This is a genomic window from Kitasatospora sp. NPDC002227 (genome assembly GCF_040296285.1).
Classification (GTDB): Bacteria; Actinomycetota; Actinomycetes; order Streptomycetales; family Streptomycetaceae; genus Kitasatospora.
On record NZ_JBEOWY010000042.1, the window covers coordinates 25,771 to 50,404 of the forward strand.

General features: G+C 73.6%; 21 protein-coding genes. 2 read left to right on the forward strand and 19 right to left on the reverse strand.

Annotated features, from left to right (window positions below):
• Positions 1-101: 101 nt before the first annotated feature.
• The 10 genes from ABT095_RS28815 to rimP all read right to left on the reverse strand — a co-directional run bounded on the left by ABT095_RS28815 (position 102) and on the right by rimP (position 13,300).
• Positions 102-1,043 (reverse strand): bifunctional riboflavin kinase/FAD synthetase, encoded by a 942-nt coding sequence (locus tag ABT095_RS28815; RefSeq protein WP_350532463.1) that lies wholly within the window; start codon positions 1,041-1,043, stop codon positions 102-104.
• A gap of 40 nt (positions 1,044-1,083) precedes the next feature.
• Positions 1,084-4,491 (reverse strand): S1C family serine protease, encoded by a 3,408-nt coding sequence (locus tag ABT095_RS28820; protein ID WP_350532464.1) that lies wholly within the window; start codon positions 4,489-4,491, stop codon positions 1,084-1,086.
• A gap of 447 nt (positions 4,492-4,938) precedes the next feature.
• Entirely contained in the window at positions 4,939-5,844 is a 906-nt protein-coding gene (gene truB, locus ABT095_RS28825) for a tRNA pseudouridine(55) synthase TruB (RefSeq protein WP_350532465.1), read from the reverse strand.
• Positions 5,834-6,946: a DHH family phosphoesterase gene (locus ABT095_RS28830; protein ID WP_350532466.1), complete on the reverse strand. Its 1,113-nt coding sequence runs from the start codon at positions 6,944-6,946 to the stop codon at positions 5,834-5,836. The genes truB and ABT095_RS28830 overlap by 11 nt, the downstream gene beginning before the upstream one ends.
• 2 nt (positions 6,947-6,948) lie before the next feature.
• Positions 6,949-7,386: a 30S ribosome-binding factor RbfA gene (gene rbfA, locus ABT095_RS28835; RefSeq protein ID WP_350532467.1), complete on the reverse strand. Its 438-nt coding sequence runs from the start codon at positions 7,384-7,386 to the stop codon at positions 6,949-6,951.
• A 150-nt stretch (positions 7,387-7,536) separates the two neighbouring features.
• Entirely contained in the window at positions 7,537-7,830 is a 294-nt protein-coding gene (locus tag ABT095_RS28840; protein WP_350532468.1) for a DUF503 domain-containing protein, read from the reverse strand.
• A gap of 120 nt (positions 7,831-7,950) precedes the next feature.
• Positions 7,951-11,109 (reverse strand): translation initiation factor IF-2, encoded by a 3,159-nt coding sequence (gene infB, locus ABT095_RS28845; RefSeq protein ID WP_350532469.1) that lies wholly within the window; start codon positions 11,107-11,109, stop codon positions 7,951-7,953.
• Between the two features lie 183 nt (positions 11,110-11,292).
• Positions 11,293-11,619 (reverse strand): YlxR family protein, encoded by a 327-nt coding sequence (locus ABT095_RS28850; protein WP_350532496.1) that lies wholly within the window; start codon positions 11,617-11,619, stop codon positions 11,293-11,295.
• A gap of 70 nt (positions 11,620-11,689) precedes the next feature.
• Entirely contained in the window at positions 11,690-12,703 is a 1,014-nt protein-coding gene (gene nusA, locus ABT095_RS28855; RefSeq protein WP_350532470.1) for a transcription termination factor NusA, read from the reverse strand.
• 51 nt (positions 12,704-12,754) lie between these two features.
• Complete coding sequence (gene rimP / locus ABT095_RS28860; RefSeq protein ID WP_350532471.1) at positions 12,755-13,300, reverse strand: ribosome maturation factor RimP; 546 nt, start codon at positions 13,298-13,300, stop codon at positions 12,755-12,757.
• A 264-nt stretch (positions 13,301-13,564) separates the two neighbouring features.
• Here rimP and ABT095_RS28865 point away from each other — a divergent pair, with 264 nt between their 5' ends.
• A complete protein-coding gene (locus ABT095_RS28865; RefSeq protein WP_350532472.1) occupies positions 13,565-14,518 on the forward strand; it encodes a ferritin-like domain-containing protein in 954 nt (317 codons plus the stop codon).
• Positions 14,519-14,738: 220 nt separating this feature from the next.
• Entirely contained in the window at positions 14,739-15,524 is a 786-nt protein-coding gene (locus ABT095_RS28870) for an aminoglycoside phosphotransferase family protein (RefSeq protein WP_350532473.1), read from the forward strand.
• Here ABT095_RS28870 and ABT095_RS28875 read toward each other — a convergent pair.
• From ABT095_RS28875 to ABT095_RS28915, 9 genes are all read right to left on the reverse strand, one after another.
• Positions 15,497-16,069 carry a GNAT family N-acetyltransferase gene (locus tag ABT095_RS28875; protein WP_350532474.1) on the reverse strand — a complete coding sequence of 191 codons (573 nt, stop codon included), beginning with the start codon at positions 16,067-16,069 and terminating at the stop codon, positions 15,497-15,499. The two genes, ABT095_RS28870 and ABT095_RS28875, sit on opposite strands and share 28 nt — an antisense overlap.
• A gap of 83 nt (positions 16,070-16,152) precedes the next feature.
• A complete protein-coding gene (locus ABT095_RS28880) occupies positions 16,153-17,028 on the reverse strand; it encodes a GNAT family N-acetyltransferase (protein WP_350532497.1) in 876 nt (291 codons plus the stop codon).
• A 123-nt stretch (positions 17,029-17,151) separates the two neighbouring features.
• On the reverse strand, positions 17,152-18,312 hold the full coding sequence (ispG, locus tag ABT095_RS28885; RefSeq protein ID WP_350532475.1) for a flavodoxin-dependent (E)-4-hydroxy-3-methylbut-2-enyl-diphosphate synthase: 1,161 nt from the start codon (positions 18,310-18,312) through the stop codon (positions 17,152-17,154).
• 145 nt (positions 18,313-18,457) lie between these two features.
• Positions 18,458-19,765, reverse strand: coding sequence for a M50 family metallopeptidase (locus tag ABT095_RS28890; RefSeq protein WP_350532476.1), 1,308 nt, complete (start codon positions 19,763-19,765; stop codon positions 18,458-18,460).
• A gap of 39 nt (positions 19,766-19,804) precedes the next feature.
• Complete coding sequence (gene dxr, locus ABT095_RS28895) at positions 19,805-21,043, reverse strand: 1-deoxy-D-xylulose-5-phosphate reductoisomerase (RefSeq protein WP_502885042.1); 1,239 nt, start codon at positions 21,041-21,043, stop codon at positions 19,805-19,807.
• A 46-nt stretch (positions 21,044-21,089) separates the two neighbouring features.
• Complete coding sequence (locus tag ABT095_RS28900) at positions 21,090-21,500, reverse strand: hypothetical protein (protein WP_350532478.1); 411 nt, start codon at positions 21,498-21,500, stop codon at positions 21,090-21,092.
• A gap of 59 nt (positions 21,501-21,559) precedes the next feature.
• Entirely contained in the window at positions 21,560-21,937 is a 378-nt protein-coding gene (locus ABT095_RS28905) for a hypothetical protein (RefSeq protein WP_350532479.1), read from the reverse strand.
• A 61-nt stretch (positions 21,938-21,998) separates the two neighbouring features.
• Positions 21,999-22,970, reverse strand: a complete 972-nt coding sequence (locus tag ABT095_RS28910; RefSeq protein ID WP_350532480.1) for a hypothetical protein — start codon at positions 22,968-22,970, stop codon at positions 21,999-22,001.
• A 211-nt stretch (positions 22,971-23,181) separates the two neighbouring features.
• Entirely contained in the window at positions 23,182-24,624 is a 1,443-nt protein-coding gene (locus ABT095_RS28915; RefSeq protein WP_350532481.1) for an aldehyde dehydrogenase family protein, read from the reverse strand.
• Positions 24,625-24,634: the final 10 nt, after the last annotated feature.

The window sequence follows — 24,634 nt, forward strand, 5'->3', positions numbered from 1 at the left end:
CACGACCAAGGGGCGCGGTGAACCGCGCTGCCGGCCCTGCACGGAGGTGCGTGGTTGGCAGCGCGGTTCCCCGCGCCCCTGTGGTGCTGCCCCGGCGAGGTTCAGCTGCCCGTGAGCTCTCGGGCCCGCTTGACGTCATCGGCCATGCGGTCGAGCAGCGCGTCGATCGAGTCGAACTTCTCCATCCCGCGCAGGTAGGCGAGGAAGTCCACCGCCACGTGCAGCCCGTACAGATCCAGGCCGACGCGGTCGATCGCGTAGGCCTCGACGGTGCGCGCGGTGCCGTCGAAGGTCGGGTTGGTCCCGACCGAGATCGCCGCGGGCATCCGCTCACCGGCCGCCGTCAGCCACCCCGCGTACACGCCGTCGGCGGGAACCGCGCTGTGCGGCACGGTGTCCACGTTCGCCGTCGGGAAGCCCAGCTCCCGGCCGCGCTGGGCGCCCCGGACGACCTCGCCCTCGACCCGGTGGGGCCTACCCAGCACCTCGGCCGCCGCCGCCACATCGCCCTCGGCCACCAGCCGCCGCACCAGGGTGGAGGAGAACGGGTCCCCGCCACCGGCCTCGCCGCACACCTTGAGGTCGAGGATCTCCACCTCGAAGTCCGCCCCCTTGCCGAGCTCGGTGAGCAGCGCGACATTGCCCGCCGCCTTGTGGCCGAAGCGGAAGTTCGGGCCCTCGATCACCAGCCGGGCGCGCAGCGCCTCGACCAGGACCTGCTGGACGAACTCCTCCGCGGACTGCTGGGAGAGCTCGCGGGTGAAGGGGATCACCAGTACGGCGTCCACCCCCAGCTCGGCCATCAGCTCGGCCCGGCGCGGCTGCGGGGCCAGCAGCGGCGGGTGGCTGCCGGGCCGGACGACCTCGCTCGGGTGCGGGTCGAAGGTCACCACCACGGCCTTGGCGCCCAGCTCCCGGGCACGCTGCACCGCCCGACCGATGATCAGTTGGTGGCCCCGGTGCACACCGTCGAACGATCCGATGGTGACGACGCTGCGCCCCCAGTCCCCGGGGATCTCCTCCAGGCCACGCCAGCGCTGCACCCTGACCGCTCCTCGTTCTCAAACACTCCTACCTGAACTCCTATAGCGTGCCATGCGCCCGTCCCGGCTTCGGCACCGGAAGGCTTGCTGCGCGCGGCGGACGCGGGACAGGCAGGGCCCCCGCCGCGCGCTCGGCCTCGGCGGCGGCGTACTGCGGGTCCCGGCCCTCGGCGACCAGGGCGCGCATCCGGGCCAGCAGCGGCCCGTCGGCAGGCGGCGGTTCGGTCTCCGGCCACTCCGCCAGGAGCCGGGCGAAGGCCGCCGAACGGCCCGCGCAGCGCACCAGCTCCGGCTCGGGCGACCGCCCGGCGGCGGCCGCCTTGCGCACCAACTCCCTTACGCGGCGCGGCTCGTGCTCCGCACAGGTCTCGGCGGTGCGCTCCAGCACGGCCAGCAGCACCGACTCCTCCCGCTCGCCGATCAGCAGGGCGTCCAGGGCCGCGGCCCGGCCCGCGCCGCCCGGCAGGGCGAGCCGGACGGCGAACAGCCGGCGCACCGCCGGCGGGCGGCGGCGCAGCTCGGCCAGCAGCGCGGTGCCGCGCTGACCGCGGGCCAGCAGCCGGTCCAGGTAGTCGGCGAGCTGACCGGCCCACTCGGGGTGCTCCCGCAGCAGCTCGGCGGCCAGCACCTGGCCCTGGCGGGCGGTGGCCGGGTCGGCCGTCTCGGCCAGCAGGCGCAGCGCCTCGGCGACGGCCGCGCCCGGCTCGGCCAGCCGGGCGCGCAGGGCGGCCAGCACCGGCTGCGGCTGGGCCGCCAGCGCCGGGGCGAGCACCTCGGCGGTGACGAACGGGTCGTCCGCGCGGTAGGCCGCGAGCGCCCGCTCCAGGTGCTGGGCCCGAGTCTGCGGATAGCGCACCAGCAGCGCCAACGCGGCCCCGTGCAGGGCGGGTTCGCCCTCCCGGGCGAGCAGGCTGGCGGCGGCGAACCGCAGCAGCCCGGGCCCCGGACCGGTCGCGTACGGGGCCGCGCGCAGCGCGTGCACGGCCGCCGCGACGTGCCGCTCGGGGCGGGGGTCGTGGCTCCAGCGGTCCACCGCGCGGCAGAGCGCGGAGGGCTCCTCGACGGCCAGCAGCGAGAGCAGCGCGTCGGCTCGCGGATGGGCGGCAGCCACCAGGCACTCCGTCAGGTTGTCCAGCGCCAGGCTGCGGTGCGCGTACAGCAGGTCGTGCGCCAGGTCGGCGACGGTGGCCCCGGGGAGGGCAGCCGGGCGGCTGTCGTCCTCGAACCAGGCGCACAGCAGCGGGAGGACGGCCTGCGGGTCGGCCACCAGCAGTTCGGCGGTGGCGGTGCGGAAGCTCTGGGCCGGGCCGTCGGTGCGCACCAGGCGCCGCAGCAGGTCCAGCCGCAGCTCAAGGCCGAGCGGCAGCGCGGCCCAGAAGGCCGGGCCGAACTCCCCGGCGCGCTCGCCCCGGCCGGCGAGCAGCTCGAGCAGCTCCCGGTGCTCGCCGGGCTCCGGCAGCTGCGCCAGGACGGTGGCGAGCACCCGCCCGGCCCACCACTCCTCCTCGCTCCCTGGCGCGGCCGCCGCCAGCCCCCGCCACACCCGGCGCAGCCACAGGTCGAGCGCCGGGGTGTCCCGCCCGGCCCGCCGCAGCCCCGCCACCACCGGCCCGACCCGGTGCCGCGGCACCCCGTGCCCGGGGTCGGCGCCCGCACCCGACGCCCCCCGGCGGGCACCCTCGGCGGTACGGTCAGGCGCCTGGGCCCGGTCCTCCCCCGCGCGGTCCTCGGCCACCGGCTCCGCCAGGAGCAGCCGCAGGGCGCCCTCGAGGTCCAGGTGCAGGCCCTGCAGCCACTCGGCGAACTCCTCGTGGGCCAGCCGGTAACCGTCGCCCGCCGGGACGAACACTCCCTCGGCCAGGACGGCCCGGGCCCAGCCGCCCGCCTCGGGGAAGAGCGCCTCGAAGGCGGCCCGGCTCAGCCCGCCGTGGCCGACGGCCAGCATCACCCGGGCGGCCTCGTGCAGCCGGCCGGCCACCACCGCCGCCAGCCGCCGCACCCGCCCCGGCCGCTCCCCCGCCGGCCGCGCCGCGCCCCGCCGGTGCGCCCCGGGCGGCCGGACCTGCGCCCCGGCGGCCAGCCGCCGGGCCACCCGCAGGCAGCCCAGGTCGAAGTACGCCGCGAACAGCTCCCCCAGCCCGGGGGCGGGCCCCCGCACGCCGTCCCCGTGCAGCTCACCGGCGATCCGCAGCGCCAGCGGGTGCGCCGCCTCCGCCGGGCCCAGCCAGCCCCCCGGCAGCCCGTACCGCCGGGCGGCCCGGTCGGCGGCCTCGGCGGGCAGCGGGCCCAGGCCGTGCGGCCGCGCCTGAGGCAGCGCCGGGGCCAGCCGCTCCCACTCCTCCGGGCGGCAGGCCAGCAGCAGCCGGGCGCCGGTCCGCGCCAGCCAGTCCCGGCAGGCGGCCAGCCAGCGGTCGGACAGGGCCGCCTGAGCCTCCTCGGGCGCGTCGAGCACCACCAGCAGCGGCCGGCCCGCCGCCGCGCAGAGCAGGGCCACCTCCTCGGGCTCCGGGACCGCCACCTCGAGCAGCGCCGCCGCCCGGGCCAGCTCGCGGGCCACCGCCGGGGCGGGCGAGCCGTCGGTGGCGGCCAGCTCGGCGCCGCGCAGCCAGAGCGTCGGCAGCGGCTGCGGGCCGCCGGCCCGCCGTACGGTGAGCGCCGCCAGCTCGGTGGTCCGGCCGCTGCCCGCCGCGCCGACCAGCGCCGTCACGGCGCACTGCGGCTCCTCGCCGGTCAGGCCGTCCGGGCGGTCCACCCGGTCGGCCGCGAGATCGGTGATCCGGCCCGGCCCGGCGCTCACCGAACCGAGCTGCACCGAGGCCAGCTGCAGCACCCCGCCGAGGTTGAGCGCCCTCCCGTACGCGGGGACGGTCGCGGCGTTGCGGGCCAGCAGCTCCGCCAGGCCCTCGCCGTGCAGCGGCACCGCCGGCACACCCTGCTCGTGGCCGCTGCGCAGGCCCGGCGTGACGACGGCGAGCACCGCTCCCGTCTCGGCGTCCAGCACCGGGGCCCCGGGGGTCGGCGCCGCCGCCAGCTGCGGCAGGTCGAGCAGCAGTGCGGCCTCCACCAGGTGGAAGCTCTCCCGCCACGGGTAGACGGCCGGCCCCGCCGCGAGCACCCCGCCCTGGCTCAGGGCCGGCTCCACCGAGCCGGGCCGCAGGTACGGCACGGCCACCAGCTGCCCCGGCGCACCGGTGGCCACCGGCAGCGGCGGCACCGGCAGCCCGCCCACCCCGGCCATCCGCAGCACCGCCAGCCCGTACTCGGGCCAGGCTTCGACGGCGCTCTCCCCCAGCACCCGGGTCTGACCCCCGGGCAGGTGCAGCACCACCCGGCTCAGGCCGGCCACCGCTTCGTGCGCCGTGACCACCGCCCCCGACAGGTCGGCGACGAACCCCAGCCCCCTGGTCCGCCCCTCCGGATCACACACCCGCACCACCGCGAGGCCCATGCCACCCGCCTCCCCGTCTCACCTGCCGCCGGGGAGCCTGCCCTCACCCTCCAGCGAGGCACACTCCTACTCACTCGTCAGAGTGAAAGTTGCACTGTCCAGGGGCGCGAGGAACCGCGCGAGAGCGGAAGAAGCCGAGTGGCTGACTCCGACAGCGAGCCAGTTGCAGACGCCCAGGGGCGCGAGGAACTGCGCGAAGTCGGAAGAAGCCGACCCAACGGTTCGCGCAGTGAGCCAGTTGCAAACGCTGAGGGGCGCGAGGAACTGCGCGAAGTCGGAAGACGACAGGTCGTCGCCTTCCGCTCTCGCGCAGTTCCTCGCGCCCCTGGATAGTGCAAGTGCCCTGGAGCTCACAGGTGGCGGCGGCGCCTTCTGCTGGCCGCGCCGTTCCCCGCGCCCCTGAGGGTGCTGCCCCGGAGGGTTCTGCCCCTGGGGGTGCCGGGCGGCTCAGCCGACGAAGACGGCTACCGGCTTCGCCTTGCCGCCGCTCTCCTCGATCAGGGCCAGGAACCTGCCCTCCGGGTCGAAGACCGCGATCGGGCCGTCCACGCCCAGCCCGGGCGCGGGCAGCCGCATGCCGTTCGACAGCAGCTTCGCCTGCTCCGCATCGATGTCCCACCGGGGGAACGCCGCCGCGGCGGCCTCCGCGATCGGGAGGACCTCCAATTTCTCCTCGAGCTGCTCCAGCGTCCGCGCCGACTGCACCTCGTACGGCCCGACCTTCGTCCGCCGCAGTGCGGTCAGGTGGCCGCCGACGCCGAGGTCGGCGCCCAGGTCGCGGGCCAGGGCCCGGATGTACGTGCCGGAGGAACACTCCACCGTGACGTCCAGGTCGACCACCGGGGTGCCGTCCTCCGCGACGGCCCGCCGCTCGTCGTGGACCACGAAGGAGTGGACCGTGGTCGCCCGCGCCGGGATCTCGAAGTCCTCGCCCTCGCGGACCCGCGAGTACGACCGCTTGCCGTCGATCTTGATCGCGCTGACCTTCGACGGCACCTGCATGATCTCGCCGGTCAGCTTCGCGATCCCGGCGTCGATCGCCGCCCGCTCGACGCCCGACGCGTCCGTGGCGGAGGTGACCTCCCCCTCGCGGTCGTCCGTCACGGTGTCCTGCCCGAGGCGGATCGTCGCCTCGTAGGTCTTGGCCGTGAGCATCAGGTGCCCGAGCAGCCGGGTGGCCCGCTCGACGCCGATGACCAGTACGCCCGTCGCCATCGGGTCGAGAGTCCCCGCGTGGCCGACCTTCCGGGTGCCGGCCAGCCAACGGATCTTCGCCACCACCCCGTGCGAGGTGATGCCCTCCGGCTTGTCGACGATGACCAGGCCGTCCGGCCCCGTGCCCTTACGCTTCATCAGTACTTTCCGTGCAGATGTTGGACAACAGCGCGGACCGGAAGCGCCGCACCACCACCGGCACCTCCTCCCGCGCGGAGAACCCGGCCGCGAACCTGTGACCGCCCCCGCCGAGCTCGGCGCAGGCCGCCGCGACGTCCACCGCGCCCTTGGCCCGGCAGGAGCCGCGCAGCGTCCCGTCCGGGTCCTGCTTGAGGACCAGGGCCACCTCGGCCTCGGCGGGGCGCCGCAGGACGTCGATCAGCCCCTCGATCTCCTCGACCGTGACGCCGAACAGGGCCAGGTCCTGGTACGGCACCCAGGTCCACACCAGGCCGTGGCCGCCGGCCGCCGCCGGCTCGTAGACCGCGCGGTCCAGCGCGGCGGCGAGCACCTTGAGGTAGCCGAAGGAGGAGGTGTCCCAGAGCTGGCGGGAGATCAGGTCGTGCCGGATGCCGGTGGCCAGCAGCCGCCCGGCGAGTTCGTGGGTGGCCGGGGTGGTGGCCGCGTACTTGAAGGAGCCGGTGTCGGTGGCCACGCCGGTGTAGAGGCAGGTGGCCAGCGCCTGGTCCAGCGGGACGCCGAGCCGCCGGAGCAGCTCGTCGACCAGCACCGCGGTGGCCGGGGCGCCGGGGTCGATCAGCCGGTGGGTGCCGAAGCCGGGGTTGGAGGCGTGGTGGTCGATGACGACCATCGCCTTCGCCGCGAAGGCCTTGGCGTGCAGCAGCCCGAGTCGGGACTCGGCGGCCACGTCGAAGCAGAGTGCCAGCTCAGGGGCGTCCGGCACCTCGGCGGCCGGCACGATCAGCTCCTGGCCGGGCAGGAAGGAGAGCGACTCCGGCACGATCTGCGGATCGTCCCCGAAGGAGACCCGCACCTCGCGCCCGAGCGAGCGCAGCGCGAGACCGGCGGCCAGCGCCGAGCCGAGGGCGTCACCGTCCGGGTTGATGTGGCAGATCAGGTCGATCGAGGAGGCGGAGCCGATCAGCGCGACGACGCGCTGCCACTCCAGCTCGAGACCGCTCGGTGACTGCGTGCGAGGCCCCGGAAGCACCGCGAGGGCGCCCTCCACCGTGTCGGTGGTGGGCGCCCCCTGGCCGGCTCGGGCCGGCTCCGCGGTCATGCTTACTCGTCCTCGTCGTCAGCCTTGGGGCTGCGGTACGGGTCCGCGTCCCCGGCGTACGTCGCCCCGGCGGCGGCCGTGCGGACGGCGGCGTCGGAGAGCCGCGCCTTGTCCAGCAGGTCGTCGATGTTCTTCGCGTTGTCCGGCAGGGCGTCGGCCACGAAGGTCAGCGTCGGGGTGAAGCGCACCCCGGTCTGCTTGCCGACCTCGGAGCGGAGCACGCCCTTGGCGCTCTCCAGCGCGGCGGCCGAGGCCGCACGCTCGAGCTCGTCACCGTAGACGGTGTAGAAGACGGTGGCCTCGCGAAGGTCACCGGTGACCCGGGTGTCGGTGATGGTGACGTAGCCCAGGCGCGGGTCCTTGACCCGCCGTTGCAGGGTCTCGGCCACGACCACCTTGATACGGTCGGCGAGCTTGCGCGCCCTTGCGGTGTCGGTCACGTTGCCTCCTCGTGCAGTGAGCGCGGTACCCGGGCCGAATCGACGCCCGGTGGGGCCCACGCCCCAAAATACCTGCCCGCGCCCAGCCTTGTGGGCGCTGTCGGTCCTCGTCGGTGTGACGGTGGTGACGTACCACCACCGCCCCCGCTCTCAATCATCGTCGCCGTGGCAGCGCCTCCTCGCGGAGAGCAACTGCACCTCGGGGCGGCCGGCGACGAGCCGCTCACAGCTGTCCAGGATCTCGGTCACGTACCCGGCGTCGCCGGACACCACCGCCAGGCCGATCTCGGCCCTGCGGTGCAGATCCTGGTTCCCGACTTCCGCTGCGCACACGCTGTACTTGCGCTGCAGCTCGGCCACGATGGGCCGCACGATCGAACGCTTCTCCTTCAGCGAGTGCACGTCGCCGAGGAGCAGGTCGAAGGTGAGTGTTCCTACGAACATGTGTGACAGGTCTCGCCGACCTGAAGGCCTCGAAGGGTCTCGGTAGCTGGACCCTACACAGCGAGACCGGGGCCGGTCGACGGGTTAAGCACCCGTCGACCGGCCCCGGATCTCACACCGTTACGAGCGCGGCTTCTCGCGCATCTCGTAGGTCTCGATGACGTCCTCGACCTTGATGTCGTTGAACGAACCGAGGGTGACACCGGCCTCGAAGCCCTCGCGCACCTCGGTCGCGTCGTCCTTGAAACGACGCAGACCCTCGATGGTGAGGTTCTCCGTGACGACCTTGCCGTCGCGGATGAGGCGGGCCTTGGCGTTGCGGCGCAGCAGGCCCTCGCGGACGATGACACCCGCGATGTTGCCGAACTTGGAGGAGCGGAAGACCTCGCGGATCTCCGCGGAGCCGAGGCGCACCTCCTCGTACTCGGGCTTGAGCAGGCCCTTGAGCGCCGCCTCGATCTCCTCGATCGCCTGGTAGATGACCGAGTAGTACCGGACGTCCACGCCTTCCTTCTCGGCCGCGGTACGGGCGCGGCCTTCGGCGCGCACGTTGAAGCCGATGATGATGGCGTCCGAGCCCATCGCCAGGTCCACGTCGGACTCGGTGATGGCACCCACACCGCGGTGCAGGACCCGGAGCTCGACCTCCTCGCCCACGTCCAGCTTGACGAGGGCGTCCTCAAGGGCCTCCACGGAACCGGAGACGTCACCCTTGATGATGAGGTTGAGCTGCTCGATGGAGCCGGCGGCGATCGCCTTGTCCAGGTCCTCGAGGGAGATCCGGACCCGACGCTGCGCGAAGGCGGCGTTGCGGTCGCGGGCCGAGCGCTTCTCGGCGATCTGGCGGGCGGTGCGGTCCTCGTCGACGACGATGAAGCTGTCGCCGGCGCGGGGCACCGAGGTCAGACCGAGCAGCAGGACCGGACGGGACGGACCCGCCTCTTCCAGGTTGTTGCCGTTCTCGTCGAGCATCGCGCGGACGCGGCCGTAGGCGTCACCGACGACGATCGAGTCACCGACGCGGAGGGTACCGCGCTGGACGAGGACGGTCGCCATGGCGCCGCGGCCCTTGTCGAGGTGGGCTTCGATCGCAATACCCTGCGCGTCCTGCTCCGGGTTGGCCCGCAGGTCGAGCGAGGCGTCGGCGGTCAGGACGACCGCCTCGAGCAGCTGGTCGATGTGCAGACCCTGGCGCGCGGAGATGTCGACGAACATGGTGTCGCCGCCGTACTCCTCGGCCACCAGGCCGAACTCGGTCAGCTGACCGCGGACCTTGGTCGGGTCGGCGCCCTCGACGTCGATCTTGTTGACGGCGACCACGATCGGCACACCCGCGGCCTTGGCGTGGTTGAGCGCCTCGACCGTCTGCGGCATGACACCGTCGTTGGCCGCGACCACCAGGATCGCGATGTCGGTGGACTTGGCACCACGGGCACGCATGGCGGAGAACGCCTCGTGACCCGGGGTGTCGAGGAAGGTGATCGGGCGCTCTTCGCCGTTCACGACCGCCGACACCTGGTAGGCACCGATGTGCTGGGTGATGCCACCGGCCTCGCCCGCCACCACGTTGGACTTGCGGATGGCGTCGAGCAGGCGGGTCTTACCGTGGTCGACGTGACCCATGACGGTGACGACCGGCGGACGGGCCACCAGCATCTCCTCGTCGCCCTCGTCGGCGCCGAAGTCGATGTCGAACGACTCGAGCAGCTCGCGGTCCTCGTCGTCACGGCTGACGATCTCCAGGACGAAGCCCATCTCGCCGGCCAGCAGCTCGAGGGTCGCGTCGGAGACCGACTGGGTGGCGGTGACCATCTCGCCGAGGTTGAACATCACCGAGACGAGCGCGGCCGGGTTGGCGTTGATCTTCTCCGCGAAGTCCATCAGCGAGGCGCCACGCGACAGGCGGACGGTCTGTCCGTTGCCGCGAGGCAGCATCACACCGCCCACGGACGGGGCCTGCATGGCCTCGTACTCCTGGCGACGCTGACGCTTCGACTTGCGGCCACGGGCCGGGCGACCGCCCGGGCCACGACCGAAGGCACCCTGCGTGCCACCACGGGCACCCGGGCCGCCGGGACGGCCGCCGAAACCACCGGGACGCGGGCCGCCGAAGCCGCCGCCGCCACCGGCACCGCCACCCGGGCGGGGGCCGCCGAAGCCGCCGCCACCGGCCGGACGCGAGCCCGGACCGGCCGGACGACCGGCGAAGCCCGGACGGGCGCCACCGGCACCCGGACCACCGGGACGGCCGCCGGGGCCGCCGGGGCCACGGCCGCCGGGGCCCGGACGCGGGCCGGCACCCGGAGCGGGACGCTGCGGCATCATGCCCGGGTTCGGGCGCGGCATGCCGGACGGGCTCGGGCCACCGGGGCGCGGGCCGGCCGGACGGGGCATCCCGTCGGGACGCGGAGCGCCGGGGCCACCCGGACGCGGGGCACCGGCACCGGGGGCACCGGCGGGACGCGGACGGTCGCCACCGGGACGCGGCGCACCGGCACCGGGAGCACCGGCGGGACGCGGACGGTCGCCACCGGGACGCGGCGCACCGGCACCGGGAGCACCGGCGGGACGCGGACGGTCGCCACCCGGACGGGGAGCACCGGCACCGGGGGCACCGGCACCCGGACGCGCGGCACCCGGGGCGGCCGGACGACGGTCGCCGGGGCGGCCCATGCCGGTCGCACTGCCCGAGGTGAAGGGGTTGTTACCCGGACGCGGGCCGGCCGGGCGCGGGCCCGGACGGGCGCCGGAGCCCGGCGCGGCAGCGGCCGGACGGGCCGGCGGGGTGGCCGGACGCGCGGGGGCCTCGCCGGCCGGGGCCGGGGAGGAGAACTCGGCCGCCGGAGCAGCCGGGGCAGCCGGACGGGCCGCCGGGCGCGGGCCCGGGGTCACGGTCGGCTTCGGCGCGGCGGGCGCGGCCGGAGCGGCGGGAGCCGCAGCGGCGGGCGCCACCGGGGCCGGGCCTGCGGCCGGGGTGGGACGGGGACCCGGGGTCGCGGCGGGGCGCGGACCCGGGGTGGGGGCACCCGGCTTGGGTGCGGAGGCACCACCGGCAGCACCGGTGGGCTGGGGCGCCGCGGGCTTCCGCGGGCCAGGCTTGGCAGCGGAACCACCCGTAGGGGCCACTCCCAGAGCGTCAGTCAACTTGCGCACGACCGGCGCCTCGATCGTCGAGGACGCCGAACGGACGAACTCACCCAGCTCGGTGAGCTTGGCCATGACGGCCTTGCTCTCCAAACCAAGCTCCTTGGCGAGCTCGTAAACCCGGACCTTAGCCACTTCACTCCTGTCTATGAGTCCGGGGCAATCGTCCGCCGGACTGTCGCTACTTCATGGGCGAACCCATCGCGTACTCATCGCGTACTCATCGAGGGGTGCTCATCGCAATCTCGACCTACTTCCAACTCGCGAGGTATTTGATGTGGCGCGCGGCGCGCGACGATGCGCGAGCCGAGCTGTCTTCTACGGTGGTGCTGCGCGCCTGAGAGGTGCTCGGAGCGCCGGGGTGCCGCCTGCCCGCTCCTCCAGGTACGTACGGAGCTGGTCCGTGCCGAGTGGTGCGCCCTGGAGCCGGAAGGCCCTGGGGAACGCCCGTCGGCGTACCGCGAGGTCGAGACAGGCCAAGTCGGGGTGCAGATGTGCGCCCCGGCCAGGCAGTGCGCCGCGAGAGTCGGGGACGCATTCGCCCTCGACCGCCACGACACGCAACAGCTGGTGCTTGGCCGCGCGCTTGCGGCAGCCCACGCAGGTGCGTTCCGGGCATGCTCGGACATGCGTCCGGCCAGACAACCTCAAGTCTACCCCTCCGAAGGGACCTGGCGCCGCCCCGTATGTCCCGGCAGGGCGGCGCACGGACTGCTTACGCGTCGGCGGAGGCCTCGGCCGGGCCGCCGTCGGCGGGCTCGGTGTCGGGCCGGATGTCGATCCGCCAGCCGGTCAGGCGGGCGGCCAGGCGGGCGTTCTGGCCCTCCTTGCCGATCGCCAGCGAGAGCTGGTAGTCCGGCACGATCACCCGGGCGGAGCGCTGGGCGTAGTCCACGATCTCCACCTTCGTCACCCGCGCGGGGGACAGTGCGGCGGCGACCATCTCGGCCGGGTCCTCCGACCAGTCGACGATGTCGATCTTCTCGCCGTGCAGCTCGGCCATCACGTTGCGCACCCGGCCGCCCATCGGGCCGATGCAGGCGCCCTTGGCGTTCAGGCCCTGACGGCGGGACCACACGGCGATCTTGGTGCGGTGGCCGGCCTCACGGGCGATCGAGGCGATCTCGACCGAGCCGTCGGCGATCTCCGGCACCTCCAGGGCGAAGAGCTTCTTCACCAGGTTGGGGTGCGTACGGGACAGCGTCACCGAGGCGCCGCGGACGCCGCGGCGCACGGCCACCACGTAGCAGCGCAGGCGGGTGCCGTGCCGGTAGTCCTCGCCGGGCACCTGCTCCTGCGGCGGGAGGATGGCCTCCAGCTTGCCGATGTCGACCAGGATGTTCTTCGGGTCGTTGCCCTGCTGGACGACACCGGTGACGATGTCGCCCTCCTTGCCCGCGTACTCGCCGAAGGTCTGGTCGTCCGCGGCGTCGCGCAGGCGCTGCAGGATGACCTGCTTGGCCGTCGAGGCGGCGATCCGGCCGAAGCCGCTCGGGGTGTCGTCGAACTCCTTGGGCTCGACGCCCTCCTCCAGCTCGGCGGCGTCCTCCAGCGCCCAGACCGTCACGTGACCGCTCTTGCGGTTCAGCTCGACCCGGGCGCGGCGACGCGAGCCCTCGGTGCGGTGGTACGCGATGAGGAGGGCCGACTCGATCGACTCGACCAGCAGCTCGAACGGAATGTTCTTCTCGGTGACCAGCCCACGCAGGGCGCTCATGTCGATGTCCACGGCTACGCCTCCTCTTCCTTCGTCTTCTTCGTGCAGTTGATCATTGGTGCGTCACTCATCGTCTTCGTCGGAGGCGTCGTCGACGATGTCCTCGGCGGCGTCGAGGATGTGCTCGTCTTCCTTGCGGTTGAACTCGACCTGCACCCGGGCCCGGGCCACCTCGGTGAACTCCAGGCGGCGCTCCTTCGGCTTGCCGCGGCCCTTCACCGGCTGCACCTCGACCAGCGCGCCGTCCTCGTCGCTCTCCAGCACCCGGGCGACGAGCTCGCCGCCGTCCACCAGGTGGATCTTGGCCAGCCGGCCCTCCGCCCGGGCCCAGTGCCGCGGCAGCGCCAGCGGGCGCTCGGCGCCCGGCGAGCCGACCTCCAGCACGTACGGGGCCTCGCCCATCAGGTTGGATTCGTCCAGCGCCTGGCTCACCAGGTGGCTGAAGTCGGCGACCGCGTCCAGGTCCACCCCGCCGTCGGCGTCCACGTCGATCTGCACCTGGCGACGGCTGCCCTGCTGGGTGACCTTCACGTCCTCCAGGTCGAGCCCGGCCTCGACGGCCAGGGGCTCCAGCAATTCGCGCAACCGGTCGGTGGGGTTGGTGCTCATCCGGGTGACTCCTCGGCCGCGTGTGCTGTTGTCGGAAGGCTGTGCTCAAGAACTACGGGGCCGCCACCCGGGGCGCACCCAGGTCACGACGGCTCGGCGGAAATCCTAACCGGTCGGCCGCCCAACCGCCGATTCCACGCAAGTCGGACACACGGCGGGCCCGGCGCGGGGTGCTGACGGGGCTTTCTGAAATGATGCACGGGCGGTGGGGGCCGAAGGCTCCTGCCTTCCCGCAGACCCCCACCACTCACTCGGGAGCGTTCGATGCTGTCGCCCAACCGGCGGACCTTCCTGGCCCTCGGCGTGCTCACCGCCGCACTGACGGCCAGCGGCTGCTCCGGCGACAGCGGCGGACCAGGCGGCAAGGGCAAGTCCGACCCGGACCTGCCGCTGCGGGTCCGCGCTGTCGCCGCCACCGACGCCCTGCTCGCCGGGTACGACGCCGTCCAGGCCGGCGGGGCCCAGGCCGAGCTGCTGAAGACCCAGCGCGAGGAGGTCGTCGCGCACCGCACCGCGCTGGCCGCCGGGCTCCCGACGGCCTCCCCCTCGGTCTCGGTCTCGGCCTCCGCCACCTCCGCCGTCTCCTCGGTGGCGGCGCTGGCCGCGTTGGAGCGGACCACCGCCGAGGCCCGGCTGGCCGACCTCGACGCCGCCTCCCCCACGCTCGCCAAGCTGCTCGCCGCCGTCGCCGCCTCGGACGCGCTGCACGCCGCCGCGCTCGGCGACAACGGCGCGGTCAACGCGCCGAAGAGCGGCACCGCTTCGCCTTCCGCCTCCGCCTCGGCTTCGAAGACTCCCGGGGCCTCCGGGGCCGGTGCGGCGCTGCAGAGCGCGCTGGCGGCGGAGCACGCCGCCGTGTACGGCTACGGGGTGATCGGCGGTCACCTGCCCGCCGGGGCGCAGCGGGAGGACGGGCACGCCTCGTACGCGGCGCACCAGGCGCGGCGTGACGCGTGGCAGCGGATGCTGGCCGACAGCGGCGCCACGCCGACGGCCGCGGCGGCCGGCTACCGCCTTCCGACGGCCGTCACCAGCCCCGCCACGGCGGCCGACCTGGCGGTCCACATCGAGGCCCAGCTGACGGCGGTCTACGCCGACCTGGTCGGCGCCGCCACCGGCCCCCTGCGGCAGACGGCGGCGGAGGCCCTGCGCGACAGCGCCTTCCGCGCCCGCCACTGGGGCGGCGCACTCCCGGCCCTCCCGGGCATAGTCACCTGACGCGCGGCCGCGCCCGCCGGGGGCGCGAGGAACTGCGCGACCAGCCACGCTGCGGCCCGTAGCCTGCCGCTTCGCGCACGCGGTTAATGAGCAGAGCCCCGCGCCCCCGGACAGTGCAAGTGAGCCACCGTCTGCCGGTACGGCAGAGTGCGTGGTTGGCCGCGCCGTTCCTCGCGCCCCTGGATAGTGCAAGTGACCGTTGATGATCAGGAAGGCTCCCATGCTGGACGAGTGGCTGGACCGGTGGGAGCTGACCCTGGAGCGGGTGTGCGTCGCGAGCGGGCCGACCGCCTTGGTGCGGCAGGCGGACGGGGAGCCGGCGGTGCTGCGGCTGCGGAGCAGCGCGGGCCGCGAGGCCGCTGCGCTGCGGCAGTGGGACGGGCACGGCGCCGTTCGACTGCTGCGCGCGGAGGGGGACGCGCTGCTGCTCGAGCGGCTGCACGCCGACATCCCGCTGCGTTCGCTGGCCGAACCGAAGGCGATGCTGGAGGCGGCCAGCCTGCTGCGGCAGCTGTGGGTGACGCCCGGGGCTGAGGGCGGCATTCCCCGGCTCTCGGAGGAGCTGACGGCCCGGCTGGCGGAACTGCGGGCCAACCCGGCCCGGGCCGAGGCCGAGGCGCTCTTCGAGGAGGCGGCGGCGGCGGCCGAGCGACTGCTGGCCGACCAGCCCGAGGAGTTGCTGCTGCACGGCGACCTGCACCACGGCCACGTCCTGGCCGCCGACCGCTCCCCGTGGCTGGCGGTCTCGCCACGGCCGGTGCTCGGCGAACGGGCCTACGACCTGGCGCTGCTGGCCCAGGACCGCCTCGACACCCTGGCCGGGCAGCCGGGGCCCCGGGCGGCGGCCCGGCGGCGGCTGCAGAAGCTGGCGGAGTCGGTCGAGGTCGACCCGGAGCGGCTGCGCGGTTGGGCGCTGTTCCGGGCGGTCGAGACCGGGCTGCGGCACCTGGCGGCGGACGAGCGGCGGGCCGGGGAGCTCTACCTGGAGTTCGCGGCCTGGCTCTGAACGGGCGAGCCGATCAGCGGCAGGTGCGCGCCCATCACCGCGTACGGCCGCACGGTGTTCGGGAAGCGGACCGGGCGGGCCAGGTCGCGGTAGCCGAGCGAGCGGTAGAGCCGGCGGGCGGGAGTCTCGGCGTCGATCGCGGAGAGGATGCTGCGCGGGCGGCCGGAGCCCTCGCACAGGGTGCGGATCAGCCGGGTGCCCAGGCCCTGGCCCTGGTACTCGGGCAGCACGTGCAGCTCGGTGACGGCGAAGACGTCGTCCAGCCAGTCCCCGTGGCCCTGTGCCTCCAGGTGCGGCTGGATCACGGTGCTCCACCAGTGCTCGCGCCGGTTCGGCATGCCGTAGCCGAAGCCGACCAGCCTGCCCTCGGCCAGCGCGCCGTACGCCTGCACGCCGGGCTGGACGGCGTGCCGCCCGACGATCTGCAGGCGGACCGCCACCTCCTGCGGGGTCAGCCCGAAGGCGACCGCCTGCACGTCCAGGGCGTACGGCGCCCAGGCCGCGAGGTCGATGGCCTCGATCGTCACCTCGGTCAGCTGCTCCATGCCCCCGGACGTTACTCCTCCGGGCACCCTCCCGGACCGGCGAAACCGCAGGAAAGCCCACTCATCCTTCCGGGCGGCCCGTCTCAGAACAGCACGCTCATGAACGCGCCCACCTCACGGAAGCCCACCCGGCGGTAGGCGGCGCGGGCGCGAATGTTGAAGTCGTTGACGTAGAGCGAGACGACGGGAGCGACGTCGGCCAGCGCGAAATCGAGCACGGCGGCCATGCCGGCTTCGGAGAGCCGCTGCCCGCGGTACTCGGGAGCGACCCAGACGCCCTGGATCTGGCAGGCTCCGGCGGTGACGGCACCGATCTCGGCCTTGAAGACCACCTGGCCGGCCTCGTCGAAGCGGGCGAAGGAGCGGCCGGCGCCGACCAGTTCGGCGACCCGGGCCTGGTAGAGCAGGCCGCCGTCGCCGGCCAGCGGGGAGATGCCGACCTCCTCGGTGAACATCGCGACGCAGGCGGGCATCACGGCCTCCACCTCGTTGCGGCGGACCCGCCGCACCAGCGGATCGGGTTCGACCTCGGTGGCCCGGGAGGTGGTGGACATCAGCGGTTGGTGGGCCCGCACCTCGCGGGCCGGGCCCCAGCTGCGCTCGAGCAGGGCCCAGAGCGCGGCGGTGGGCTCGGCGGGGCCGACGATCGAGGAGCAGCGGCGGCCCTGGCGGCGGGCCCGCTCGGCGAAGGCCCGGACGGCCTCCGGGCCGGCACCCACCAGCACCAGGTTGGCGCCCGCGTAGCAGAGCGACTCCAGGCGGCCGTCCTCGTCGAACCAGCCCCACATCTCGCCGCCCAGGCGCCAGGGGTCGAGCCCGACGGCCTCGACCCGGGTGGCGACGAAGGCGTTGGCGACCGGATCCCGGTGGAGCACCTCCAGGGTGTCCGCCAGGTCGGCGGCGTCCAGTACCCGGGTGGAGGCCAGGGCGCGCGCGACCTGGAACGGGCCGGGGAGCATCACACCTCGATCGAGCACAGACACCTCACCTATCAGAGCTCTCGCCGCACCCTACTCCGCCGCTCCCCCTGGGCAAGAGTGCGGGGCCGTCCGTTCACGGACGGCCCCGCACGGAAAATCCGGTCAGCCCGCGGCCACGACCGTGGGGGCGCCGGACTCGACGCCCTCCTCCTGCATCGCCTCGGCGAGCTTGAGCGCCTCCTCGATCAGGGTCTCGACGATCTTCGACTCGGGGACGGTCTTGATGACCTCGCCCTTGACGAAGATCTGGCCCTTGCCGTTGCCGGAGGCGACGCCCAGGTCGGCCTCGCGGGCCTCGCCGGGGCCGTTGACGACGCAGCCCATGACGGCGACGCGCAGCGGCACCTCCATGCCCTCGAGGCCGGCGGTGACCTCCTCGGCCAGCTTGTAGACGTCCACCTGGGCGCGGCCGCAGGACGGGCAGGAGACGATCTCCAGGCCGCGCTGGCGCAGGTTCAGCGATTCCAGGATCTGGATGCCGACCTTGATCTCCTCGGCGGGGGGAGCGCTCAGGGACACCCGGATGGTGTCACCGATGCCCTCGGCGAGCAGCGCGCCGAAGGCGACCGCCGACTTGATGGTGCCCTGGAAGGCCGGGCCGGCCTCGGTGACGCCCAGGTGCAGCGGGTAGTCGCAGGCGGCGGCCAGCTGGCGGTAGGCGTTGATCATCACGACCGGGTCGTTGTGCTTGACCGAGATCTTGATGTCGCGGAAGTCGTGCTCCTCGAAGAGCGAGGCCTCCCACAGCGCGGACTCGACCAGCGCCTCGGGGGTGGCCCGGCCGTACTTCTCGAGCAGGCGCTTGTCGAGCGAACCGGCGTTGACGCCGATCCGGATCGGGGTGCCCGCGTCCTTGGCGGCCTTGGCGATCTCGCCGACCTTGTCGTCGAACTGCTTGATGTTGCCCGGGTTCACCCGGACGGCGGCGCAGCCGGCCTCGATCGCGGCGAAGACGTACTTCGGCTGGAAGTGGATGTCGGCGATCACCGGGATGCCGGACTTCTTGGCGATGATCGGCAGCGCGTCCGCGTCGTCCTGCGTCGGCACCGCGACGCGGACGATCTGGCAGCCGGAGGCGGTCAGCTGAGCGATCTGCTGCAGCGTGGCGTTGACGTCGGCCGTCACCGTGGTGGTCATCGACTGCACGGAGACGGGGGCGTCGCCGCCGACCAGGACGTTGCCGACCTTGATCTGCCGGGAGACCCGGCGGGTGGCCAGCGGCTTGAGCGGCAGGGACGGAATACCGAGCGAGATCGCGGTCATGTGCGCAGGGTTCCCCAGGTGAGGTGAGTGGGCCGGCCGGTGGCTCGGGCCGGAGCGGGCGGCCGACGACGGCCGGACCGGCCTCCAACGGTACGCCACGCCCGGTGGCCCGAGCACACTCGGCCGACCGCCCTCCCCGTTCGGGTCAGTTGATCTTCACCGGGTTGACGATGTCGGCGACCATCACCAGTGCCGTGAAGCAGATGAAGATCCCGGCCACCACGTACGCCAGCGGCATCAGCTTGGCCACGTCGAACGGGCCCGGGTCGGTGCGGCGCAGCAGCCGGGCGGTGTGGCGGCGCACCGACTCCCAGAGCGCCCCGGCGATGTGCCCGCCGTCCAGCGGCAGCAGCGGCAGCATGTTGAACAGGAAGAGCGAGAGGTTGATGCCGGCCAGCAGCTGGACCATGAAGGTGAGCTGCACGGTGGCCGGGAGGTCCATCGCGAAGACGTCACCACCCAGTCGGGCGGCACCCACCATGCCCATCGGCGAGTCCGCCGGGCGCGGGTCGTGGCCGACGATCGCGTGCCACAGGCCCGGGATCTTGCCGGGCAGGGCGGCCAGCGAGGAGATGCCGTGCTTGGCCATGTCGGTCATCTGGGTGGCGCTCTCGCCCAGGCTGAGGTGCTTGACCCCGGTGGCCGGGGAGAAGCCCAGGAAGCCGGCCTTGACGGTCTTGCCGTCGACCGGGCGGCCGTCCTTGTCCACGGCGGCGACGGTGTTGCTGGTGATCGTGGCGGTGAGGTTCTGCTGCTGCCCGAGGCGCTCGACCACGATGGTCACCGTCTTGTCGGGCGACTTGCGGATGTCGGACTGCAGCTGCGCGTAGGTGGAGATCTGGTCCCCGCCGAAGGAGACGATCCGGTCTCCCGCCCGCAGGCCGGCCTTGTTGGCCGGCGACTTCTCCGCGCCCGCCGGGCAGACGTCCACCCGGGCGGCCGAGGCCGGGACGACGCACTCGCTGACCGAGGAGACGGTGGGCACCGAGGTCTGCAGGCCGATGCCCATGAACCAGACCAGGTAGAGCGCGACCGAGAGCACCAGGTTCATGAACGGCCCGGCGAACATCACGATGACGCGCTTCCAGGGCTTGCGGGTGTAGAAGAGCCGGTGCTCGTCGCCCTCCTGCAGCTCCTCGTAGGAGGCCTCCCGGGCGTCCTCGATCATCGAGCGCCAGGGCGAGCTGGAGCGCTTGGTTATCCGGCCGTCCGCCCCCGGCGGGAACATCCCGATCATCCGGATGTACCCGCCGAGCGGGATCGCCTTGATGCCGTACTCGGTGTCGCCCTTCCTGCGCGACCAGATCGTCTTCCCGAAGCCGACCATGTACTGCGGCACCCTGATGCCGAAGAGCTTGGCCGTGGAGAGGTGGCCGAGCTCGTGCCAGGCGATCGAGAACAGCAACCCGACCACGAAGAGCAGGATGCCGAGCACCCACATCACCGTTGACACCGCTCTGCCTCCGTCATCCCGCTCCTAGGTCCTACCGGTTCAGCCCGCGGCGAGCTGGCGTGCCCGCGCCCGGGCCCAGCCCTCCGCGTGGAGGACGTCCTCCACCGTGAGCGAAGTTCCCGAGGCGGGGGTGCCGTGCTCGGCGACCACCTTGGCGACGGTGTCCACGATCGCGGTGAAGGCCAGGTGGCCCTTGAGGAACGCGTCCACGCACTCCTCGTTCGCGGCGTTGAACACGGCCGGGGCCGTCCCGCCGAGCGTACCCACCTCGCGGGCCAGCGCCACGGCGGGGAAGGCGTCGTCGTCCAGCGGGAAGAACTCCCAGGTGGCGGCCTTGGTCCAGTCGCAGCCCGGCGCGGCGTCCGGCACCCGCTCGGGCCAGCCGAGGCCGAGCGCGATCGGCATCCGCATGTCCGGCGGGCTGGCCTGGGCCAACGTCGAGCCGTCCGTGAACTCCACCATCGAGTGGACTACGGACTGCGGATGGACCACGACCTCGATCCGCTCGAAGGGGATGTCGTAGAGCAGGTGGGCCTCGATGACCTCCAGGCCCTTGTTAACCAGGGTGGCCGAGTTGACCGTCACCACCGGGCCCATCGCCCAGGTCGGGTGGGCCAGCGCGTCCTCGACGGTGACGGCGGCCAGCTCGCTCCTGGTCCGCCCCCGGAAGGGGCCGCCGCTGGCGGTGACCACCAGCTTGCGAACCTCGGCGCGGGTGCCGCCCATCAGGGCCTGGAAGAGCGCGGCGTGCTCGGAGTCCACCGGCACGATCTGGCCCGGCCGGGCCACCGCCTTGACCAGCGGGCCGCCGACGATCAGCGACTCCTTGTTGGCCAGCACCAGCACCCGCCCGGCGCGCAGCGCGGCCAGCGTCGGGCCGAGCCCGATCGAGCCGGTGATGCCGTTGAGCACCGAGTGGCACTCCAGCTGGGCCAGCTCGGTGGCGGCCTCCGGGCCCGCGAGGAGCTCGGGCAGCGGGCGGCCGGCCGCCTTGGCGGCGAGCGCCTCGCGCAGCGCGGGCAGCGCGGCCTCGTCGGCCACGGCCACGGTGTGCACGCCGAGGGTGAGCGCCTGCTCGGCCAGCAGCTCGACCCTGCCCCCGGCCGCCGAGAGGGCGACCACCTTGAACCGGTCGGGGTTGCGCAGCACCACGTCGATGGCCTGGGTGCCGATCGAACCGGTGGAGCCGAGGATGACCAGCTCCCGGGGGCCGTCCGGGTTTTTGACCGTGGGGGTGAACCGGGTGTGCGGGTGGGCGAGCTCGTTCATGGAGCCCATTGTGTCCTGCCGGGGCCGCCCCGGTGTACCGCCCCGGCAGACTGCTCTACTGCCAGGCCCGGATGTCGCCCGAGGCGCCGCCGTCCTGGGTGGTCGTCCACTCGAACAGCCCGACGATGCCACGCAGGCCGGCGAACGCCGGTGAGGCCGACACGTAGGTGAGGGAGCCGACCCAGCGGATCGATCCGTCCGGGCCGAAGCTGCCGACGCCCCTGCCCTGCCAGGTGACGCTGTCGCCGGTCGGGCTCATCAGAATGCCCTGGCCGTCACCGTCCAGCGTGCCGTCCGCCCGCATCCGGCCGACGTAGGTGCCGATGTCGTTGATCGCGACACCGAGCAGGGTGCCCGTGGCTTTGAACGAGCTCTCCACCGTGGGCGGCAGGCCGTGGTCACCTGGCAGCACCCGCTGGACGACGATCTGGCCCTCTTCATGACCGATGAGGTCGCCGAGCGCCATGGCGCTCTCCTCTCGTCGACCCCCCTTTTCTTCCGGACTACGCCGGGCCGTCGGAGCTGTCAACCCGTCACCACCGTCACCTGCCAGCGCCGTCCGCCGAGCGAGCTGCTGAGCTCGGCCGTGCCGCGCCGGGCGGCCCGGAAGACGCCCGGGGTGACGCCGAGCGGGGCGGTCAGCCGGGAGGTGCCCGCCGGGGCCAGCACGGCGGTGTCCGAACTGGCCGGGGAGGACCAGCGGCCGGTGGCGTCCCCCGCCAGGAAGACGCCGAGCTGGGCGCCGAGGGCCAGGCAGTACCGGCCGGTGTCCTGCTCGCCGAGGGTCCCGGCGGTCTGCGGCACCACCGGCTCGGGCGGGGCCTGGCAGTCGGGCCGCGGTGGCGCGGCGGGTGCGGCGCAGGCGGCCAGCAGCAGGAGCAGCGGGAGGAGGGTTCGTCGCACGTTCGGCCTTCCGCGGTGGGCCGGGGGCGTACGGGCTCTGCCGCACGCCCCCGGTTCGGGCTCAGTGCTGGTTGGAGGCGCTGACGTAGGAGCTCACGCAGCCGCCCGCGCCGCCGTTGAAGTTGTTGCTCCACAGCGACTGGACCGCGAAGTTGGCGCCGTTCATCCCGACCACCGTCGAGGCGCCCTGGCCGCTCGAGATCCAGGCGCACTTGTCGCCGTTCTCGGCCCCGGCGGAGTCGAGCCAGCCGCTGCTGGGGGCCGGGTCGGTGACGGTCTCGGCGTACTCGTGGCCGCCGACGATGGTGACGCCCTCGTTGGCGGTGTTGATGCCGCCGCCGGAGACGAAGCCGGCGCCGCAGCCGCTGCCCGCGTCCGGCACGTACGGCATGTTGGTGTACGGCAGGTCGCCGCCGCCGGAGGCCGTGGTGTGGTCGTGCCAGGCGCAGTACTGCGTCTTGAAGCCCTGCGGGACGATGCCGTGCGGCACGTCCACGATGATCTCCACGTTGTCGCCCGAGACGCCGAAGTGCGCGGCGGCCCGGACGGCCTCGGCGGCGATCGCCGACTGGCCGGGGCGGTTGGGCGCCTTCACGCCGCTGTCCAGCCAGGTGCCCGCGACGGGGTTGGCCGCGGGGTGGCCGACGGCGGTGCCGACGCCGTTGCACTGGGTGGTGCCGACCGCCACGCCCTGGCAGTACTGGGTGACGGAGTTGGACCAGGTGTCACCGCTGCCGTAGGCGTGCTGGAAGAAGGAGAGCTGCAGCGGGGCGAGGCCCGAGGGGTCGTTGGTGATGGTGGAGCCGGTGCCCCACTGGCTGCCCCAGTAGACGATGTAGATCTTCGGATCGGTGACGACCGGCCCGCCGCCGTAGGCGAGGTTGCCGCCGGTGGCGGCCGGGACGCCGCCGTGGGCGTGCATCGCGTGGCGGGCCGTCTCGGGGGCGTGCGCCCCGGCCGGGGCGGCGGTGAGCAGGGCCGCGGCGGCCAGCACGGCGGCGGGTGCGGCGAGGTACTTGATCGAACGCAGCATGGCAGTGCCCTTCGACTGAGGGTGATCGAAGAACGCGCTGATCCGTGGGGGGAGCCCGGTGGGTGCCGGGCGCGGCTGAGCGTAGTGAGGCTGACGAGAGGGGGTCAAGAGAACCAACGAGTAGGAAAATCAGGGGAGTTGGCACTGTTATGGGCATAACGCGGCCCCCGCCGCCGCACGGAGCGGTGACGGGGGCTGCGGGTGGGTCTGCTCAGAGGGACAGGCCGGTGAGGACCATGACCTTCTCGTAGGTGAAGTCGTCCATCGCGTACTTCACGCCCTCACGACCGACGCCGGAGTCCTTGACGCCGCCGTACGGCATCTGGTCGGCGCGGTAGGACGGGGCATCGCCGATGATCACGCCGCCCACCTCCAGCTCGGTGTGGGCGCGGAAGGCGACCTGCACGTCGTGGGTGAAGACACCGGCCTGCAGGCCGAACTTCGAGTCGTTGACCAGCGCGAAGGCCTCGTCGGTGGACTCCACCTTGTGCAGCGAGAGCACCGGGCCGAAGACCTCGGCGGTGGCCATGATGGCGTCGTCCGGCAGGTCGGCGAGCACGGTCGGCGCGTACTGGGCGCCCTCGCGGGTGCCGCCGGTGAGCACCTTGGCGCCCTTGGCCACGGCGTCCTCGACCCAGGACTCGACGCGCTTGGCGGCGTTCTCGTCCACCAGCGGGCCGACGTCGGTGGCGTCGTCGGACGGGTTGCCGGTGACCTGCTCCTTGACCTTGGCGACGACCTTCTCGACCAGCGCGTCGTAGACCGAGGCGTCGGCGATCACGCGCTGCACCGAGATGCAGGACTGACCGCCCTGGTAGTTGGAGAACATCGCGATCCGGGTGGCCGCCCAGTCGAGGTCGGCCTCGGAGGAGTAGTCGGCGAGCACGACGGCGGCGGCGTTGCCGCCGAGCTCCAGGGTGACGTGCTTGCGCGGCACCGAGTCCATGATCTGGTAGCCGACCTTGTCCGAACCGGTGAAGGAGATCACCGGCAGGCGGCCGTCCTGGACCAGCGCGGGCATCTTCTCGTTGGCCACCGGGAGCACGCTCCAGGAGCCAGCCGGCAGGTCGGTCTCGGCGAGCAGCTCGCCCAGCACCAGCGCGGAGAGCGGGGTGGAGGGAGCGGGCTTGAGGATGATCGGGGCGCCGACGGCGATCGCCGGAGCGACCTTGTGGGCCACCAGGTTCAGCGGGAAGTTGAACGGGGCGATGCCGAGCACCACGCCGCGGGGGAAGCGGCGCACCATCGCGAAGCGGCCCACGCCGCCCGGGTCGGTGTCCAGGCGCATGGTCTCGCCGTTGGTGCGGCGGGCCTCCTCGGCGGCCCAGCGGAACACCGAGGCGGCGCGGCCGACCTCGCCGCGGGCCCACTTGATCGGCTTGCCGTTCTCGGCGGTGATCAGCCGGGCGATCTCCTCGGCGCGCTCGGTCAGGCGGCGGGACACGTGGTCCAGCGCGGCGGCCCGGACGTGCGCGGGGGTCTTGGCGAAGACCAGAGCGGCGGCGACGGCGGCGTCCAGCGCCTCCTCCACCTGCGCGTCGGTGGGGACGCTGACCTTGCCCACCAGGCTGCCGTCGAACGGGTGGTGGACCTCGAACTCCCCGTCGCCGCTCGCCCGGCGGCCGGCCAGCCAGAAGTCATGAGTGGTGGTCACGGTCACACCG